The following is a 17,022-nucleotide window of genomic DNA, read 5'->3' on the forward strand; positions in this document are numbered from 1 at the left end:
CGATCCGGGGCGGGGCCGCGCTACATGCGCTCGGGAGCGGAGACGCCGAGCAGCCCCAGGCCGTTGCGGACGACCTGGCCGGTGGCGTCGTTCAGCCAGAGGCGGGTGCGGTGCAGGTCGGTCACGGCCTCGTCGCCGAGCGGCGTCACGCGGCAGGCGTCGTACCAGCGGTGGTACAGCCCCGCGAGCTGCTCGATGTACCGCGCGATGCGGTGCGGCTCGCGCAGTTCCGCGGCCTGCCGGACGACCCGCGGGTACTCCGCGAGGGCACCGAGGAGTGCACCCTCGGTGTCGTGGGTGAGCAGCGAGGCGTCGAACGCCGAGCGGTCCACCCCGGAGGCGGCGGCGTTGCGCGCCACCGACTGCGTGCGGGCGTGGGCGTACTGCACGTAGAAGACCGGGTTGTCGTTCGTCCGCTTGGTGAGCAGGTCGAGGTCGATGTCGATCGCGGTGTCGCTGGCGAACCGCACGAGGGCGTACCGGCCGGCGTCCACACCGACGGCGTCGACGAGGTCCTCCATCGTCACGATCGTGCCGTTGCGCTTCGACATCCGGAACGGCTGGCCGTCCTTGAGCAGGTTGACCATCTGGCCGATGAGGATCTCGAGGTTCGTGCCCGGCTCGTCGCCGAACGCCGCGCACATCGCCATCATCCGACCGACGTAGCCGTGGTGGTCCGCGCCGAGCATGATGAGGTTCCGCTCGAACCCCCGCTCGCGCTTGTCGAGGTAGTACGCCAGGTCACCGGCGATGTACGCGGGGTCGCCGTCGGACTTGATGACGACGCGGTCCCGGTCGTCGCCGAAGTCGGTCGTGCGGAGCCAGAGCGCCCCCTCGGCCTCGTACATCATCCCGAGCGACTGCAGGCGCTCGATGGCGCGCTCGACGGCCTTCGACTCGTGCAGCGAGTTCTCGTGGAAGTACACGTCGAAGTCGACGCCGAAGTCGTGCAGCGACTGCTTGATGTCGGCGAACATGAAGTCGACGCCTTCGCGGCGGAACAGCTCCTGCGCCTCGTCGCGGGGCAGGTCGCGCACGTCGCCGTCGTACGTCGACAGCACGCGGGCGGCGATCTCGCTGATGTAGGCGCCGCCGTAGCCGTCCTCGGGCGTGGGCTCCCCGAGCGCGGACGCGACGAGGGACCGGGCGAAGCGGTCGATCTGCGCGCCGTGGTCGTTGAAGTAGTACTCGCGGGTGACGAGGCCGCCCTGCGCGGCGAACACGCGCGCCAGGCTGTCGCCGACCGCGGCCCAACGGACGCCGCCCATGTGGATCGGGCCGGTCGGGTTGGCGGACACGAACTCGAGGTCGATGCGGACGCCGTCGTACAGGTTGCCGTGCCCGAAGGACGAACCCCCGTCGACGATCGTGCGGGCGATCTCCCCCGCGGCCGCTGCCTCGAGCGTGATGTTGATGAAGCCGGGTCCGGCGACGTCGACGGACGCGACACCGTCGAGCTCGGACAGCTCGCCCGCGATCTCCGTCGCGAGCTCGCGCGGGTTCGTGCCGAGGCGCTTCGCGAGCTGCATCGCCGCGTTCGAGGCCCAGTCGCCGTGTGCGCGGTTCTTCGGCCGTTCGAGCGCGACGTGCGACTCCCCGACGGTCACGGTGTCGGACGCGCCTCGTCGCTCGACGATCCCGGTCAGGATCGACAGGTACGCGGCGGAGAGTTCGGCAGGAGTCACGAGGGTCGATCCTACCGGGACGTCCAGGCGGCTCCTGGCCCGCGTCTGGTCGCGTGCACCATCATGTCCGGATGACCACCCGCAGCCGTGCCCGGGCGATCACCGTCGCCGTCCTCAGCGTGACCGCGTCCCTCGCCCTCACGGCGTGCACGGGCGGGTCCGGCGGCGGCTCCCCCAGCGCCAGTGCGAGCGCCGGACCGATCGGGCAGCGCGTGGCGCAGAGCTGCACCGACCTGCTCCCCGCGTCGGCGCTGCAGGTGTACGGCAGGACGTTCACGCAGGACACGTCCTGGACGCCCGCGAAGGGCACGCCGGCGGCCACCATCGAGCGCCAGCGCGGTCGCGTGTGCCGCTTCGTCGCGACCGACGACCCCGCCACCACGGTGACGCTCGCCGTCGCCCACCTGCCTGAGAAGTCGCTCACGACACTGAAGGACGCCCTGTACGAGCGCGGCGGCTCGGTGCCGACCTACCGCGTCGAGGGCTACTTCGCCCTGACCGACGGCGTCGGGCGCGCGGACGCGTTCCCCGACCCGTACTGGATCACCACCGAGTCGACCCTGTTCACGGAGCCCGGCGGCGCGCAGCCCGTCGTCGACGCCGTGCACGCGGCACTCGAGCCGAGCGCCTCGGCGGCCCCGGCCGACTGACGGGACGGCACGCCCGGCCGCCGGCCCACGTCCGACGCGACCCGGCAGCGGACGGGCGGCGCGTCCGACGCGATCCGGCAGCGGACGGGAGGCGCGTCCGACGCGACCCGGCAGCGGACGGGAGGCGCGTCCGACGCGACCCGGCAGCGGACGGGAGGCGCGTCCGACGCGACCCGGCAGCGGACGGGAGGCGCGTCCGATGCGACCCGGCAGCGGACGGGAGGCGCGGGGCGGGCCCGCACCGTGCCTCCCGTCCGGTGCGACGCGACACGCGCTGTCCTGGTGCGGTGCGCAGACCTGCTACGGTTGGTCTCGCCCACGAGCCCCCATAGCTCAGGGGATAGAGCACTGCCCTCCGGAGGCAGGGGCGGAGGTTCGAATCCTCCTGGGGGCACAGGAAACGCAGCACAGTCAGAAGCCCCGGCCTCACCGCCGGGGCTCTTCTCGTTCCGGCGCTCTCCTCCACTCAGAGCACGGTCGGCGTCATGGTTTGCCGGCGCGACACCCGGCGTCACTATGATCCGCGCCGATGAGCACCGGCACCTCGGACACCCAGGCACCCCTCGCCCGCGGCACGCATGCGCCCGACCCGCGCACCCTGCTCGACGTCCTGCGGGCGACCGCGGCCGCGACCCCGGACACCCTCGCGCTCGAGGACCCCGCCGGGACCGTCGACTACGCGACCCTGCTCGACCTCGTCGCCGCGCGGGCCGACGACCTCGCCACGCGCGGGGTGCGCCGCGGCGACCGCGTCGGCATCCGCATCCCGTCCGGCGGTCGGGACCTGTACGTGTCGATCCTCGCGGTGCTCGCCGCCGGCGCCGCGTACGTCCCCGTCGACGCCGACGACCCCGAGGAGCGGGCGGCGCTCGTGTTCGGCGAGGCCGGGGTCGTCGGTGTGATCGGGGCGGGCGGCGTCCTGCGGACCTCCGGCGCGCCCGACGCCGACCCCTCGCCGGTCGTCGACCCAGGCGCACGTGCGGCCGCTCCGACGGTGGACGACGACGCGTGGATCATCTTCACCTCCGGTTCGACCGGTGTCCCCAAGGGCGTCGCCGTGACCCACCGCTCCGCGGCAGCGTTCGTCGACGCCGAGGCGCGGATGTTCCTGCAGGACGCCCCGATCGGCCCGGGCGACCGGGTCCTCGCCGGGCTGAGCGTCGCGTTCGACGCGTCCTGCGAGGAGATGTGGCTCGCGTGGGGACACGGGGCGTGCCTGGTCCCCGCGCCGCGGTCGCTCGTCCGGACCGGGGTCGACCTCGGGCCCTGGCTCATCGCGCACACCATCACGATCGTCTCGACCGTGCCGACCCTCGCGGCGCTCTGGCCCGACGACGCCCTCGAGCAGGTGCGGCTCGTCATCTTCGGCGGCGAGGCCTGCCCGCCCGAGCTCGCCGCCCGCATCGCGTCCCGGGACCGCGAGCTCTGGAACACCTACGGCCCGACCGAGGCCACCGTCGTGGCATGCGGGTCCCTGATGGACGGCAGCCAGCCCGTCCGGATCGGCCTGCCCCTGGACGGCTGGGACCTCGCCGTCGTCGACGAGCACGGGCAGCGCGTCGCCCCCGGCGGCGTCGGCGAGCTCGTCATCGGGGGCGTCGGACTCGGCCGGTACCTCGACCCGGCGAAGGACGCCGAGAAGTACGCACCCTTCCCGGAGCTCGGGTGGGACCGGGCGTACCGGAGCGGGGACCTCGTGCGGTACGAGCCCGAGGGCCTGGTGTTCCAGGGCCGCGCGGACGACCAGGTCAAGCTCGGCGGTCGCCGGATCGAGCTCGGCGAGGTGGACGCCGCACTGCAGGGCCTGGACGGCGTCGCGGGCGGTGCCGCCGTCGTGCAGCGCACCCCCGCGGGGAACCAGGTGCTCGTCGGGTACGTCGCCCCGGTCGCCGGCGCGACGATCGACACCGCCGCCGCGAACGACCGCCTGCGGCAGGAGCTGCCCGCCGCACTCGTGCCGCTCCTCGCCGTCGTCGACGCCCTGCCGACCCGCACCTCGGGCAAGGTCGACCGTGCCGCGCTCCCCTGGCCGCTCCCCGGCGCCACCGACACCGCCCTGCTGCCGGACACCGTCGCGTGGATCGCCGAGCGGTGGGCGGCGATCCTCGGTGTCCCGGTGACGAGCGTCGACGACGACTTCTTCGCGCACGGCGGTGGCTCGCTGACCGCGGCGCAGCTCGTCTCGGCCATCCGCGAACGCTTCCCGACGACGACCGTCGCCGACGTGTACGACCATCCGCGGATCGGCGCGCTGGCCGAGGCGCTCGACGACGCCGGGCCGGTCGCCGCCGCCCGGCGCCCCGTCCGTCCGGTCCCGCCGACGACCGGGCTGCTGCTGACGGTGCTCGGCCTGCCGGTGCAGGTCCTCCGCGGGCTGCGGGTCACGACCTGGACGGCGCTCGCGTCGAGCGTCCTGCACGCGACGGCGTTCCCCGCCCTGCCGTCGCTGCCCTGGTGGGCCCTCGTGCTCGCGCTCGCGGTGTTCGTCACCCCCGTGGGCAAGATGGCGCTCACGGTCGTGCTCGCCCGGCTCGTCCTGCTCGGCGTCCGCCCGGGCGACCACCCCCGTGGCGGCTCGGTGCACGTGCGCGTCTGGCTCGCGGAGCGCATCGCCGAGGCCGTCGACGGCCCCTCGACGTCCGGCGCGCCGTGGATCAGCTACTACGCCCGCGCGCTCGGCGCCCGGATCGGGCAGGGCGTCGACCTGCACACGCTCCCGCCGGTGACCGGCATGCTGACGATCGGCAGACGGGCGTCGATCGAACCCGAGGTCGACCTCGCCGGGCACTGGGTCGACGGCGACGTGTTCCGTCTCGGCCGGGTCCGGGTCGACGCCGACGCGGTCGTGCACAGCCGCTCGACGCTGCTCCCGGGCGCGCACGTCGGCGCGAGAGCCGAGGTCGAGGCCGGCTCCGCCGTCTCCGGCCGGGTCCCCGACGGGGAGCGCTGGGCGGGTTCGCCGGCGGAACGCGTCGGCTCGGCACGGCACGGCCGGGAGGCACGACCGCCGTCCCGCAGGCGCTGGCTCGTCGCGTACGGGGTCGGCTCCGTCGTCGTCGCGGGGCTGCCCGTCGTCGGCGTCGCGGCCGGCGTGACGGTCGCCGCGGGCCTGGTCGGACGGGCGGACACGATCGGGTCCGCCGTGCTGCACGGCCTGGCGGCCGTCCCGCTCGCCACGCTCGTCGCGGGTGCCGTGTACGCCGGGCTCGTGGTCGCCGCCGTCCGGCTGCTCGGCATCGGCCTCCGCGAGGGCCGGTACCCGGTGCGGTCCCGGACCGGGTGGCAGGCGTGGTGCACCGAACGGGTGCTCGACGCCGCACGGACCCTGCTGTTCCCCCTGTACGCCTCGCTCGTCACGCCGCTGTGGCTCCGGGTGCTCGGGGCGAGGGTCGGTCGGGACACCGAGATCTCGACCGTGCTCCTCATCCCCTCGCTCACGCAGATCGCGTCGGGGGCGTTCCTCGCCGACGACACCATGGTCGCGACGTACGAGCTCGGCGGCGGGTACGTCCGGATCGGGCGGTCGAAGGTCGGGCGGCGCGCGTTCCTCGGCAACTCCGGCATGACCGGGGCCGGCCGCTCGGTCCCCCGCGAGGCCCTGGTCGCGGTGCTCTCCGCGGTGCCGAAGAAGGCCAAGCGCGGCTCGTCGTGGCTCGGATCGCCGCCGGTCCGACTGCGCCGGGCGACGACCGAGTTCGACGAGGAGCGCACCTTCCGTCCGCCGCGCCGCCTGAAGGTCGCGCGGGGGCTCTGGGAACTGCTCCGACTCGTGGCCCCGATGGTGTCCGCCGCGATCGCGCTCGGCGTCGCGGGGTCGCTGCTCGCGCTGTGGTCCTCGGTCGGGCTCGTCTGGACCGTCCTGCTCGCGGGTCCGGTCCTCATCGTCGCGGGCGCCGTCGCCGCCGCGGTGTCGACGGCCGCGAAGTGGGTCTTCGTCGGGCGGATCGACGCCAGGGAACGGCCGCTGTGGTCGTCGTTCGTGTGGCGCAACGAGGTGCAGGACACGTTCGTCGAGACCGTCGCCCGGCCCTGGTTCGCGGAGCAGGCCACGGGGACGCCGGCCCTGGCCGCGTGGCTCCGGAGCCTCGGAGCCCGGATCGGCCGCGGCACCTGGATCGAGACGTACTGGCTGCCGGAGGCCGACCTCGTCGAGATCGGCGCCGGTGCGTCCGTCGCGCGCGGGACCGTCGTGCAGACCCACCTGTTCCACGACCGGGTCATGCAGCTCGACGCGGTCCGCCTGGACACCGGCGCGACCCTCGGCCCGCACAGCGTCGTCCTGCCGGCGGCGGGCATCGGCCCCGGCGCGACCGTCGGTCCGGCGTCGCTCGTGATGCGCGGCGAGCAGGTCCCCGGCGGCACGCACTGGTCGGGCAACCCCATCGCTCCGTGGACGACCGCCCCGCCGGTGGCCCGCGCCGAGGACCCGGGCGTGGCAGACTCGACGGCACCGTGAAGCCGAACCCCGACGCCGACCCGTACACCCCGCACAGCGGCGACCGTCGGTGGAGCGCCCTGCACCACGACCTGCGTCTCGGCTACCGCGTCGCGACCAACCGGCTCGACGCGACGGCGACGATCACCGCGCGGGCGCTCGTCGCCCTGGACCGGATCGTGCTCGACCTGCACGGGCTGCGGGTCGACCGTGCGGACGTCGACGGCGTCCGGGCGGCGAAGGTCGCCGCGTCGACCCACAAGCTGACCGTCACCCCCGCCGAGCCGATCGCCGCCGGCGCCGAGTTCACGCTGCACCTGCGCTACCGCGGCGCGCCGCGTCCGCTCCGCAGCCCATGGGGCCAGATCGGGTGGGAGGAACTGACCGACGGCGTCATCGTCGCCGCGCAGCCGACCGGTGCCCCGAGCTGGTTCCCGTGCAACGACCGCCCGGACGACAAGGCCACCTACCGCTTCGAGATCACCGCCGAGACCGGCTACGACGTCGTCGCGAACGGCGACCTGCTCGGCCGTGAGCAGGCCCGCGCCGGCACGACCTGGACCTACGCGGTGACCGAGCCGATGGCCACGTACCTGGCGACCGTGCAGATCGGGCGCTACCGCTCGACGCGACTCCGCGGTGCCGTCCCGCCGGTGACCGTGCACCACCCGGCGGACCTGGCGTCCGCAGTCCGGACGGACTTCGGGCAGGTGCCCGAGATGCTCGCGCTCTACGCCGACCGGTTCGGCCCGTACCCGTTCTCGTCCTACGGGCTCGTGGTGACGGACGACGAGCTCGAGATCCCGCTCGAGGCGCACGGGCTCGCGGTGTTCGGCCGGAACCACGTCGACGGCGAGCACGGCACCGACCGGCTCATCGCGCACGAGCTCGCGCACCAGTGGTTCGGGAACTCGCTCACCGTCCGCCGCTGGCAGGACATCTGGCTGCACGAGGGCTTCGCCTGCTACGCGGAGTGGCTGTGGTCCGAGCACCGCGGCGGCGACTCGGCGGACGTGCTCGCCGCGCAGCACCGACAAGCGCTGGTCGCCGGGCCGCAGGACCTCGTCGTCGCGTCGCCGGGCGCGCGGGACATGTTCGACGACCGGGTCTACAAGCGCGGCGCCCTCGCCCTGCACGCCGTCCGACGGACCGTCGGCGACGAGGGGTTCTTCGCGGGGCTGCGGACGCTCACCGACCGGTACCGGCACGGCAACGTGGTGCCCGAGGACGTGCTCGGCGCGCTCGCGGACGCGGCGGGACTGCCCGTCGACGCGGTGCGACGGATCACCGGGCCGTGGGTCGACGAGCCCGGGGTGCCGGCGCTGCCGGTCGTCCATCCGGTCTGAGCGGCACCGAGGTCCTCACACTCCCCCGGCGCTGAACGGGACGTCCCGCGCGGCGACCGTGACCGGCAGACCACCCGCCGCGACCGCGAGCACGAGGTCCGCGTCGAGCCAGGTCACCGTCACCGGCTGCCAGCGGCCGTCGAGCCGTGCCCGACCGCGGCGCAGGTCGACCTCGACCCGGGCGGGGTCGACGCGGAGCCCGCGGCCGTCGCGCTTGAGCACCGCCTCGGTGACGGCCCACGCGGCGGCGCGGTCCTGCACCGTGCGGAGCCGGGCGGACTCCCGCGGGCCGGACGCGTCGAGCGGGGCGGCGGCGACGCGCGAGACCCGCTCCACGTCGACGCCGACGGTCGGAAGGGTCGTCCTCGTCGACCGGGCGGTCCCCTGCAGCGCGGCCACGGCGACGATGCCGGTCGTGCGCGCGAGGCTCACCGGGACGGCCGCGCCGGCGGCCTCCGCCCAGGGGCGCCCGTGGTCGGACGCGCCGCACGTCGGGCAGGACCGGCCGGTGCGCACGGTGACCGGTTCGACACCCGCAGCGGACGCGGCGGCGGTGACCAGTGCCTCCCGGCCGACACGAGCGGTGTCCGCATCCGCTGCGACGACGCGCACCGTCACGGCGACGGCGCCGCACCTGACGTCGTTGCGGGACCGGGCGACCACGCGGTGAGCCTACCCGCGGCGAGCAGGCGGATCAGGCGTGCGTGAGCGCGATGAGCGCGACGTTCATGGTGCTGTAGGCACCCTCGGACCGGGTGGCCTGCCGGACGCGGCCGCGCAGGACCTCGTAGCGACCGTCCTGTTCCCGGACGAAGCCGATCACGCCGCTCGCCGGCGTCGAGACGCGGTGGTAGCCGTCCTCCAGTGGGACGACCTCTGTGCTCGTCGTGCGCTCCATCGTGCTCCCCTTCCGTTCGTCGTCGAACAGTGGCCGCCAGCATACCCCGCCCGGGGGACAAACCCTCCCCAGGTTGCGCGTCCGGCGAGGTTCTCCCGAAGTCTGTCCGTCCGCGAAGGAGCGTGGATAGCATCGGGGCGACGGCAGCCTGCTCGGCGCGGTCACGGGGTGCGTCGCAGGGCACACCCGACGACGGATGGAGGACGGATGCGAGCGGTCCACGCCCGGACGAGCGCGACGACGGCGTCACACAGAGCGGACTCCGTCGGGGGACAACGGCGGCGCCGACGCCTCCGCTCGCGGCTCGGCGTGGCACTGGTGGCCGTCGGCCTCGTCGTCGGCCCCGTGCTCGTTCCCGAGACCGCCGCGGACGCCACCGAGCCGGTGGACCTCGCCGGAGCGTACGTGGTCGACGACGCCGGCGCGCTGTCGAGCGGGCAGCGGACGCAGGTCGAGCGGGCGATCCAGGACCTGTACGACAAGACGCGGACGCAGCTCTACGTCGTCTACGTCCCCACCTTCACGGACCCGACCGACCACACCGCCTGGGGCGATGCGGTCATCCAGCGGAACCAGATCGGCTCGGACAGCATCGTGCTGTCGGTCGCGGTCGACGACCGGATCGCGGACATCCAGCAGACGACCGAGGGCGAGCTGTCCTCGACGGACGTCGAGGACGCCTACCAGCAGGACGCGGTCCCCCAGCTGCGGGACGGGAACTGGTCGGGCGCGGCGGTCGCGCTCGCGGACGGTTTGGTGGCCAGCCAGGCGCCGCCGGACCTGACCTGGCTGTGGGTCGCGCTCGCCGTCGTCGTGGTCGGCCTGCTCGTCCTGCTGCTCGTCGTCCGAGCACGGAACAAGCGCCGGACGGCAGCAGCCGCGCGGGCGCAGCAGGAGTCGCTCGCGGGACTCGAGCGGGCCGCGGGCGGTGCCCTCGTCACCATCGACGACGAGCTCAAGACCGCCGAGCAAGAGGTCGGGTTCGCCGCCGCGCAGTTCGGCGACGACGCAGCGAAGCCCTTCGCCGAGGCCGTCGACGCCGCGAAGCGATCCGTCCGCCAGGCCTTCGCGTACCAGCAGCAGCTCGACGACGAGGTCCCCGACACCCCACAGCAGCGCGCCGAGTGGGCGAACCAGATCATCGCGATCTGCGAGCAGGCGCACGCGGCGATCGACCATCAGACCGAGGCCTTCGACCGCCTCCGCGCGCTCGAGGACGGGGTCGAGGACGCGGCACGGGCGCTCGACTCCGCGGTGGCCGCCGCTCCCGCGGACCTCGCCGCCGCACGGACGGCGCTCGACCGGGTGCGCGGGGCGTACGCCGGCCGGACCCTGGCCTCGGTGTCGGACAACGTCGACCAGGCGCAGCAGGTGCTCGACTACGCGACCGAGCGGTCCCGGGCCGCCACGGCTGCGATCGCCGCCGGTGACAAGGGCGAGGCCGTCATCGCCGTGCGGGACGCGCAGCACGCCCTCGCGCAGGTGCAGCAGCTGACCGGCAGTGCGACCGCCGCGGAGACGACCTTCGCCGAGGCCGCCGCCCGCGCGCAGGCGATGCGCGCGGACCTCGAGGGCGATGTCGCCGCGGCGCGCGCGATGCGATCGGGCGACCCGGCCCTCGCCGCAGCGGCGACGCAGGCCGACGCGGTGCTCCGGCAGGGGGTCGACCCGCGGGACCCGATCGCGGCGGTCGACGCCCTGACGAAGGCGAACACGGCCATCGACGCGGCGTTGGCCACCGCCCGCAGCCAACAGGAGCAGCGCGCGCGGGCCCAGCGTGCGCTCGACGACGCCCTGCGGGACGCGCGGACACGGATCAGCCAGGCGCGGGACTTCATCTCCGTGCGACGCGGCGCCGTCGGCACCACCGCGCGGACCCGGCTGTCCGAGGCCGAGCGGGCGCTCGACGACGCGGTCGACCTCGCCACCTCCGACCCCGCACGTGCGGTGCAGGCGGCGCGGTCGGCGGAGCAGTACGCCGCGGCTGCGATGGACGCGGCGAACGACGACATGGGCGGCTGGCCGGGGCAGGGCGGCGGCGGCAACGGCGCGCAGCTCGGCGGGCTGGTCACCGGCCTCGTGCTCGGCGGGCTGCTCGGCGGACGCGGGGGCAGCTTCGGCGGCGGGTCGTTCGGGGGCGGCGGCTTCGGGGGCGGGGGCTTCGGCGGCGGGGGCGGCGGCTTCGGCGGTGGCGGGGGCGGCGGAGGCGGCGGGTTCTCCGGCGGCGGCCGCTTCTGACCTCCGGGACTCCCCACCGCCCGCCCAGCGACACCTCCCCCGGCAGACCGCCGGACCGCCCATCCAGATCACCAGTCAGACCACCGACGGACCTTCCAGGAAAGGCAACGCACATGGCAAAGCAGACCATCTTCGGCCGGATCTCCGCGCTCATCCGCGCGAACGTGAACCAGATCATCGACGACGCCGAGGACCCGCAGAAGATGCTGGACCAGCTCGTCCGCGACTACACGAACAACATCGCGGACGCCAAGACCGCGATCGCGCAGACGATCGGCAACCTCCGCCTGCTCGAGCAGGACCACGAGGAGGACAAGCGCGCCGCCACCGAGTGGGGGCAGAAGGCCGCGAACGCCTCGTCGGCCGCGGACAAGTACCGCGCCGAGGGCAAGACGGCCGAGGCGGACAAGTTCGACAACCTCGCGAAGATCGCCATCGGCAAGCAGATCGCCGCCGAACAAGAGGTCAAGGACAACGAGGGCCCGCTCGCCACCCAGAACGAGCAGGTCGAGAAGCTCAAGTCCGGCCTCGCCGGCATGGAGCAGAAGCTCGAGCAGCTCAAGGCCAAGCGCGACTCGCTCGTCGCCCGACAGAAGACCGCCGAGGCGCAGTCGAAGGTGAACGACGCCATCGGCAACATCGACATCACCGACCCGACGAGCGACCTCAACCGCTTCGAGGAGAAGGTCCGCCGCGAGGAGGCGAAGGTCCTCGGACAGCAGGAGCTCCAGTCGTCGAGCCTGGACGCGCAGTTCGAGAGCCTCGAGGACGTCGGCCGGGACGCCGAGGTCGAGGCGCGACTCGCCGCGCTGAAGAACGGCGGGTCGTCGACGATCTGACCCGACACGCTGGTGCGGACGGCGCCGGGCCGTGCTGACAGACTGAGACGATGCAGTTCCTCGTCGTCGGGCAGTGGCAGGGTTCGGCGTCGTCGCGGGCGATGCGCCTCGGCGACGGCGCCCAGGCCGTCGCAGCCGATCTCCCCCGTGCCGCCACCACCGTCGTCGACGTGCCCGCGGGCGCAGGCGACCGACTCGAGACCGCCGTCGCGCGCTACACCTCGGTCCGCTCGGTCGCCGAGCGCGTCGCCGAGGAGGTCGGGGTCGCGAGCGAACCCGTGCTCGTCGTCGGCGGGGACGGCTCGAGCGTGCTCGGGGCAACGGTGCTCGTGCGTCCCGGCACGGCCTTCGTCCGGATCGCCGGGTCGAGCGGGTACCGCGCACTGAACCGCGCCCAACCCGTAGCCGCGGAGACCGCGGTGCTCCGGCTGCTCGTCGACCGGCCGGACGACCTGTTCCCGGACCTGCCCGTCGTCGACCCCGCGGCCGTCGTCGTCGCGGGCATCCGCGGCACCGAGGACGCCGAGCTCGCCGCGCTCGACCGGGTCGGGATCGCGCACCTCGACGTGGACGCCGCGACCCCGGACACCCTCGACGCCGCCGTCACCGCGACCGGAGCCGACGCGGTGTTCGTGCACGTCGACCTCGACGTCCTGGACCCGTCCGAGGTCGACGGGCTGCTCGAACCCGTGCCGTTCGGACTCGACGCGGCGGCACTCGTCGCGCAGATCCAGGCGGCGACCCGCGGCCGACGGCTCGTCGGTGCGGCGCTGACGGGGTTCGCGCCGGTCGACCCCGAGCGGGCCGTCGACGACCTCGGCGTGATCCTGCGCGCGGTCGGCGCCCTCACCACGGCGTCCCGCGCGTAGCGGGCGGTTCCGCTCATCGGGAGCCGTCCCGCGTATCGGAGGACATCCCGCGCATCGCAGGCCCTTCCGCGCATCGGAGGACGTCCCGCGCATCAGACGTCGTCCGTTCCGACCCCAGACGCGCGGGCCTGCATCCCATGTCGCGCGCGATGGGATCGATCGCTCACCCGCACCTCCACGCTCACCCGCGCCCCCACACGCACCCGCACCCGCATCCGCACCCGACTCCCCACCGAACCACCGCGCTGCGCGACGGGCGCGAACCGTCCTCGCCCGCCGACTCCGACGCGCCATCCGGACCGGTACCCATCGCACTCGGACGCCCCTCCGGCGGCCTGCGTACGCTCGGGCACATGACGGACTACGACCTCATCGTGATCGGCGCCGGCGCAGTCGGCGAGAACGTGGCGGACTACGCCCACAAGCGCGGCCTCTCGGTCGCCGTGGTCGAGGCCGAGCTGGTCGGCGGCGAGTGCTCGTACTGGGCGTGCATGCCCTCGAAGGCGCTCCTGCGCAGCGGGCACGCGGTCGCCGCGGCGAAGCGGCTCGAGGGCGCCGCCCAGGCCGTGACGGGTGACCTCGACGCCGCGAAGGTGCTCGCCCGTCGCAACTCGTTCACCTCGGACTGGAAGGACGACGGGCAGGTCGCGTGGCTCGAGTCCGCCGACATCGCGCTCATCCGCGGCCACGCCCGCATCACCGGTGAGAAGACCGTCGAGGTCGCCGGCGAGACCCACACCGCCCGTGCCGCCGTCGCCGTCGTGACCGGTTCGTTGCACCAGCTCCCCGACGTCCCCGGCCTGGCCGAGGCGAAGCCCTGGGGCACCCGCGAGGGCACCAGCGCCCAGCACGTCCCCGAGAGCCTGCTCGTGATCGGCGGCGGTGTCGCCGGCTCCGAGCTCGCGACCGCCTGGGCGTCCCTCGGCGCGAAGGTCACCCTGGTCGCCCGGCACGGCCTGCTCGGCGGCATGGAGCCCTTCGCGGGCGAGCTCGTCGCGGACGCCATGCGGGAGCTCGGCATCGACGTCCGGACGGGCGTCAACCCGACCCGTGTCGACCGGGACGAGCACGGCCTGGTCACGACGACCCTCGACGACGGCACGACCCTGGTGACGAGCGAGGTGCTCGCCGCCACCGGTCGGTCGCCGCACACCGCCGAACTCGGCCTCGAGACCGTCGGGCTGACCCCCGGCGATTGGCTGCAGGTCGACGACACGATGCTCGTGCAGGGCACCGACTGGCTCTACGCCGTCGGTGACGTCAACCACCGGGCGCTCCTGACCCACCAGGGCAAGTACCAGGCGCGTGCCGCGGGCGAGGCGATCGCCGCACGGCACCAGGGCCGTCCGGTGCACACCGAGCCGTGGGGCGCGCACGTCGCGACGGCCGACCACGCCGCGGTGCCGCAGGTGACCTTCACGGACCCGGAGGTCGCGAGCGTCGGCCTGACCGAGGACGCTGCTCGCAAGCAGGGGCTGACCGTCCGCGCCGTCGAGTACGACCTGGGCGCCGTCGCCGGTTCCGCACTGCAGGCCGACGGGTACACCGGGCGCGCGAAGATGGTCGTCGACGAGGACCGCGGGGTCGTCGTCGGCGTGACCTTCGTCGGTCAGGACGTCGCCGAGATGCTCCACGCCGCGACGGTCGCCGTCGTCGGCGAGGTCCCGGTCGACCGCCTCTGGCACGCCGTCCCGGCCTACCCGACCATGAACGAGGTCTGGCTGCGCCTGCTCGAGACCTACGGCCGCCCGGAGTAGCGGTGCGGAACCCGCTCCTCGACTCCCCCGTGTCGCGGGCCGGCTGGCTGTTCGCCACGGCCGTCGGCCTCGCGATCGGCGTGCCGCTGTCGACCGGCAGGATCCGGGTCGTCGACGGGCTGGTGGTCTGCAGCGGCCTGCCCCGGTGGGTCTTCCGCCGCGGCGGGACCTGCGTGGGATCGGTGTACCTGACGCGCGACAACGACGGCGACCGGGTGCTCCGGCACGAGCGCGTGCACGTCACGCAGTGGCGCCGCTACGGCATGGCCATGCCGCTGCTCTACGCACTCGCGGGCCGCGATCCCCTGCGCAACCGCTTCGAGGTCGAGGCCGGCCTCGAGGACGGCGGCTACGTCCGCTGACGCCGACGCTCGCCGAGCGTGCCAGATCTGGCACGTTCGGCGTGCTCGGGCGACGAATTGTGCCCTCCGGGCGGACGTGAGCGGCGTGTCCTGACCACTCGCGGGTGACCAAGCACGGCGGGGGCGAGCGCGCGATGCGAGCGCGCGTCAGGCGGCGCGGCGCCGCGGGACGACCAGGGGCGTGCCCGTCTCGGGGTCCGCGACGACCACGCACGGCAGGCCGAAGACGTCCTCGACGAGCTCGGCGGTCAGGACGTCGGCCGGACGCCCCTGCGCGACGATCGACCCCGCGCGCATCGCGACGAGGTGCGTGGCGTACCGCGCCGCCTGGTTGAGGTCGTGGAGCACCGCGACGACCGTGCGCCCGGCCGCGTGCAGCGCCGAGGCCAGTTCGAGCACGTCGTACTGGTGTGCGATGTCGAGGAACGTGGTCGGCTCGTCGAGCAGGACGATGTCGGTCTCCTGCGCGAGCACCATCGCGATCCAGACGCGCTGCCGCTGGCCGCCGGAGAGCTCCCCGACGCTGCGGTCGGCGAGCGTCACGGTGTCGGTCTGCTCGAGCGCGGCCTGGACGGCGGTGCGGTCGGAGCCCGACGAGGGGTGCAGCAGGTCCTGGTGCGGGAACCGGCCGCGGGAGACGAGGTCGCGGACGGTGATGCCCTCGGGGGCGATCGGCGTCTGCGGGAGCATGCCGACCCGGCGCGCGACGGCCTTCGGGCGGTAGGACGTGATCGGCGCACCGTCGAGGTACACCGTGCCCGCGCGGGGCGTCAGGGTCCGGGCGAACGCCTTGAGGAGCGTCGACTTGCCGCACGCGTTCGGACCGACGACGACCGTGAGCTCGCCGTCGGGCACGTCGACGTCGAGGGCGTCCACCACGACGCGGTCCTCGTACGCGAGCGTCAGGCCGCGGGCACCGAGCGCCGTCGTCGGGAGCGCGGCGGAGACGGGCGCCGTGGGGGCGGAGGTGTTCAGTGCTCGGCCCTGCCGTGCCGCCAGTAGCCCATGAACGCGACCTGCTCGCGGGCGATGCCAACGCCGCGGACGAGGTGGCGCCGGAGCTCCTTGACGCAGCCGGCCTCCCCCGCGATCCATGCGTAGACGGGCCGTTCGTCGGCGGCGGCCGGGACGTCCCAGAGCACCTGCTCGTCGTTGTCGAGAACAGCGTCGAGATCCGCGTCGACCCCGGCGAACGCGACCGTGGGCGCGCCCGCGGCGGCAGCGCGTCGGCCGCCGACGACGTCCGACGCCCAGGCGTGCACCTGGTGGGTCATGCGCTCGCCGTGCGAGGCGCCGTTCCGGGCGATCCAGCGGACCTCGACCCCGGCGGGCGCGGACACGGGCAGGCGGTCGGCGTCGGTCGGGACCTCGATGAAGACGTGGCCGACGGCCGTGACGTCGAGGGCCTCGAGGATGGCGCAGATCGCCGGCGCCGCTGTCTCGTCGCCGGCGAGCAGGATGCGGTCGGCGCGCCCCGGGGCGAACTCGGCGGCACCGCTCGGGAGCTCGGCCGGCGAGGACGGGACCGCCGGACCGACGATGCGGAGCTCGTCGCCGACGCGGCAGCCCGAGACCCAGCGGGACGCGGGGCCGGTGTCGCCGTGCGCGACGAAGTCGATGTCGAGCTCGCGGGCGTCCGGCCGGAACGAGCGCACCGTGTAGGTGCGCAGCGGGTTCCGCACGGAGTCCGGCAGCGCGCGCCAGGCGCCGTACCAGTCGTCGCTGTCGGGCAGGTCGGTGAAGCCGTGGCCCGGGATCGGCAGCACGATCTTGATCCGCTGGTCGAGCCCCACCGCGGAGAACTCCGCGAGGGCGTCTCCGGACAGCGTCACCCGGACGAACGAGGGGGTCAGCGCGGACACGGCCGTCACGCGGACGGAGAAGACGCGGTACCGGGCAGCCACGAACGCAAGTATGGCATGCCTCACCTAACCGTTCCAGGG

At 74.3% G+C, this 17,022-nt stretch carries 13 protein-coding genes and 1 tRNA gene; 9 read left to right on the plus strand and 5 right to left on the minus strand.

Going from position 1 to position 17,022, the window contains the following annotated elements; genetic code table 11:
• Positions 1 to 20: 20 nt before the first annotated feature.
• On the minus strand, positions 21 to 1,685 hold the full coding sequence (gene argS, locus DEU32_RS07795; RefSeq protein WP_114850012.1) for an arginine--tRNA ligase: 1,665 nt from the start codon (positions 1,683 to 1,685) through the stop codon (positions 21 to 23).
• A 71-nt stretch (positions 1,686 to 1,756) separates the two neighbouring features.
• Between argS and DEU32_RS17130 the strand changes: the two genes are divergently transcribed.
• The 4 genes from DEU32_RS17130 to DEU32_RS07815 all read left to right on the plus strand — a co-directional run bounded on the left by DEU32_RS17130 (position 1,757) and on the right by DEU32_RS07815 (position 8,116).
• Complete coding sequence (locus tag DEU32_RS17130) at positions 1,757 to 2,335, plus strand: hypothetical protein (protein ID WP_180225392.1); 579 nt, start codon at positions 1,757 to 1,759, stop codon at positions 2,333 to 2,335.
• A gap of 322 nt (positions 2,336 to 2,657) precedes the next feature.
• Positions 2,658 to 2,729: transfer RNA gene (locus DEU32_RS07805), tRNA-Arg, on the plus strand.
• A 135-nt stretch (positions 2,730 to 2,864) separates the two neighbouring features.
• The gene (locus tag DEU32_RS07810; RefSeq protein ID WP_114850013.1) at positions 2,865 to 6,791 is read left to right on the plus strand and encodes a Pls/PosA family non-ribosomal peptide synthetase; all 3,927 of its coding nucleotides are present in this window, start codon (positions 2,865 to 2,867) and stop codon (positions 6,789 to 6,791) included.
• Positions 6,788 to 8,116 carry a M1 family metallopeptidase gene (locus DEU32_RS07815; RefSeq protein WP_114850135.1) on the plus strand — a complete coding sequence of 443 codons (1,329 nt, stop codon included), beginning with the start codon at positions 6,788 to 6,790 and terminating at the stop codon, positions 8,114 to 8,116. Before DEU32_RS07810 ends, DEU32_RS07815 begins: the two co-directional genes overlap by 4 nt.
• Positions 8,117 to 8,131: 15 nt before the next feature.
• Here DEU32_RS07815 and DEU32_RS07820 read toward each other — a convergent pair whose 3' ends face one another.
• A complete protein-coding gene (locus DEU32_RS07820; RefSeq protein WP_114850014.1) occupies positions 8,132 to 8,779 on the minus strand; it encodes a 4'-phosphopantetheinyl transferase superfamily protein in 648 nt (215 codons plus the stop codon).
• Positions 8,780 to 8,810: 31 nt separating this feature from the next.
• Positions 8,811 to 9,014, minus strand: coding sequence for a hypothetical protein (locus tag DEU32_RS07825; protein ID WP_058729997.1), 204 nt, complete (start codon positions 9,012 to 9,014; stop codon positions 8,811 to 8,813).
• Positions 9,015 to 9,323: 309 nt separating this feature from the next.
• Between DEU32_RS07825 and DEU32_RS07830 the strand changes: the two genes are divergently transcribed.
• The 5 genes from DEU32_RS07830 (at position 9,324) to DEU32_RS07850 (ending at position 15,079) form a co-directional block, all read left to right on the plus strand.
• A complete protein-coding gene (locus tag DEU32_RS07830) occupies positions 9,324 to 11,252 on the plus strand; it encodes a YgcG family protein (RefSeq protein ID WP_181819228.1) in 1,929 nt (642 codons plus the stop codon).
• Between the two features lie 113 nt (positions 11,253 to 11,365).
• Positions 11,366 to 12,091, plus strand: a complete 726-nt coding sequence (locus DEU32_RS07835) for a PspA/IM30 family protein (RefSeq protein ID WP_114850016.1) — start codon at positions 11,366 to 11,368, stop codon at positions 12,089 to 12,091.
• 50 nt (positions 12,092 to 12,141) lie between these two features.
• The gene (locus DEU32_RS07840; protein WP_114850017.1) at positions 12,142 to 12,960 is read left to right on the plus strand and encodes an arginase family protein; all 819 of its coding nucleotides are present in this window, start codon (positions 12,142 to 12,144) and stop codon (positions 12,958 to 12,960) included.
• Positions 12,961 to 13,313: 353 nt separating this feature from the next.
• Complete coding sequence (locus tag DEU32_RS07845; RefSeq protein ID WP_114850018.1) at positions 13,314 to 14,717, plus strand: NAD(P)/FAD-dependent oxidoreductase; 1,404 nt, start codon at positions 13,314 to 13,316, stop codon at positions 14,715 to 14,717.
• 2 nt (positions 14,718 to 14,719) lie between these two features.
• Positions 14,720 to 15,079, plus strand: coding sequence for a Fe-S oxidoreductase (locus DEU32_RS07850; RefSeq protein ID WP_175325499.1), 360 nt, complete (start codon positions 14,720 to 14,722; stop codon positions 15,077 to 15,079).
• Between the two features lie 147 nt (positions 15,080 to 15,226).
• Here the strand turns inward: DEU32_RS07850 and DEU32_RS07855 are convergent, their stop codons facing one another.
• Both DEU32_RS07855 and DEU32_RS07860 read right to left on the minus strand, forming a co-directional pair.
• On the minus strand, positions 15,227 to 16,054 hold the full coding sequence (locus DEU32_RS07855) for an ABC transporter ATP-binding protein (RefSeq protein ID WP_114850136.1): 828 nt from the start codon (positions 16,052 to 16,054) through the stop codon (positions 15,227 to 15,229).
• The gene (locus DEU32_RS07860) at positions 16,051 to 16,983 is read right to left on the minus strand and encodes a siderophore-interacting protein (RefSeq protein ID WP_258554814.1); all 933 of its coding nucleotides are present in this window, start codon (positions 16,981 to 16,983) and stop codon (positions 16,051 to 16,053) included. Before DEU32_RS07860 ends, DEU32_RS07855 begins: the two co-directional genes overlap by 4 nt.
• Between the last annotated feature and the right edge of the window lie 39 nt (positions 16,984 to 17,022).

Source organism: Curtobacterium sp. AG1037 (assembly GCF_003349855.1).
Classification (GTDB): Bacteria; Actinomycetota; Actinomycetes; order Actinomycetales; family Microbacteriaceae; genus Curtobacterium; species Curtobacterium citreum.